The organism is Elusimicrobiota bacterium (assembly GCA_040757695.1).
Lineage (GTDB): Bacteria > Elusimicrobiota > UBA8919 > UBA8919 > UBA8919 > JBFLWK01.
Genome location: JBFLWK010000245.1, coordinates 1 through 1,193, shown reverse-complemented (window position 1 = coordinate 1,193; position 1,193 = coordinate 1). Strand labels below are relative to the sequence as shown.

Genomic DNA, 1,193 nt, shown 5'->3' with positions numbered 1-1,193 from the left:
CTCTAGTGCTACTTTCGCTTTGAATTCACTGCTGAAGGTTTTTCTTCCTCTGGACATTCTGTGGCTCCTTTTTTACCACATTAAATTATCTGTTTTTTTTGTCCAAATTTTGGGGTACAGCATAGTATTTTACATTTTAGAAAAAGCAAGTCATTTACTTTCAATATTAACGAGGTTAGAGTTCCTTACAATAAACATACACTTAAATATCCTATCCATCCTCAGGCAGAAACATCACAATATAATAATGGGAATGGCAAAAAATATTTATGGCAACCACACCCTAATGGTGCAAAACCCAGAGATGTAATAGAAATTCCTACTTTATCTAATAGCTCTTGGGAAAAAGCAAACCATGAAACACAAAAACCAATCGCACTAGTAAAAAAATGTGTTCTAGCTTCTTCAAACGAAGGAGATATTATATTAGATCCATTTGGTGGATCAGGTACATCATATTTAGTGGCAGAAGCATTTAATAGAAGATGGATTGGTAATGAATTATCACAAGAATACTGTAATTTAATCAAGGAGAGGTTAAACAATTCTCGACTTATTGATAGAATCAAATCACAAAAAGATGATGCCGAATCTATGGAACGTAGGCAAAAATTAAGGGTTCAATAATTTCCAAACATCATCGATAATAAATTTTGAGAAAGGGAAAATATATTTATTAAATGGCTGTTTAGATACGATGTTAGGCGGATCGATGTAGTAATAGCCATCAAGTTCTGTTAAAAATTTTGTATAAACCATAAACAAATTTGATACAAACGTAGAGCTGATTTTAGTACCTTCTTTGGTTTCATTTCTTTGAATATCATTTTGCGATATACCAACAACTTTAACACTGTGACCTAAAAATCTTTCCATCAATACTTTATCTATGAATATTTTAGGCATCCTATCTTTAGTTGTTGTTTTTAGTGATATAACAATTTCATTAGGATCGATGCTTTTAGGATTTGATTTTACCTCTGAATACGGGGAAATTATAACATCTGTTTCACATCTATAAAATTTTTCGCCCTCATCTGTCTCGTATGGAATACTTAATGTAACTTTGACCCTACCCCAAAATTGTAGACAAAAAGAAAAGCAACTATATTTAAGTTAAAACAAATATAGGGGCAAAAAAAATGGGAGAAAAAAGAAGAAGTTACGACAAAGAGTTTAAGATATCGGCAGTA

2 protein-coding genes are annotated in these 1,193 nt (G+C 31.7%); one reads left to right on the top strand and one right to left on the bottom strand.

Features of this window, described 5'->3' with window-relative positions; translation table 11 throughout:
• Positions 1–84 precede the first annotated feature (84 nt).
• The gene (locus AB1349_14520) at positions 85–627 is read left to right on the top strand and encodes a site-specific DNA-methyltransferase (GenBank protein MEW6558540.1); all 543 of its coding nucleotides are present in this window, start codon (positions 85–87) and stop codon (positions 625–627) included.
• On the opposite strand, the gene AB1349_14515 is transcribed toward AB1349_14520, so the two are convergent.
• Positions 613–906, bottom strand: a complete 294-nt coding sequence (locus AB1349_14515; GenBank protein MEW6558539.1) for a hypothetical protein — start codon at positions 904–906, stop codon at positions 613–615. The genes AB1349_14520 and AB1349_14515 overlap by 15 nt on opposite strands.
• Positions 907–1,193: the final 287 nt, after the last annotated feature.

Excerpts from the sequence above, each read along its gene's own strand:
- AB1349_14515 (MEW6558539.1), bottom strand. The coding sequence starts at position 906 with ATGCCTAAAATATTCATAGATAAAGTATTGATGGAAAGATTTTTAGGT.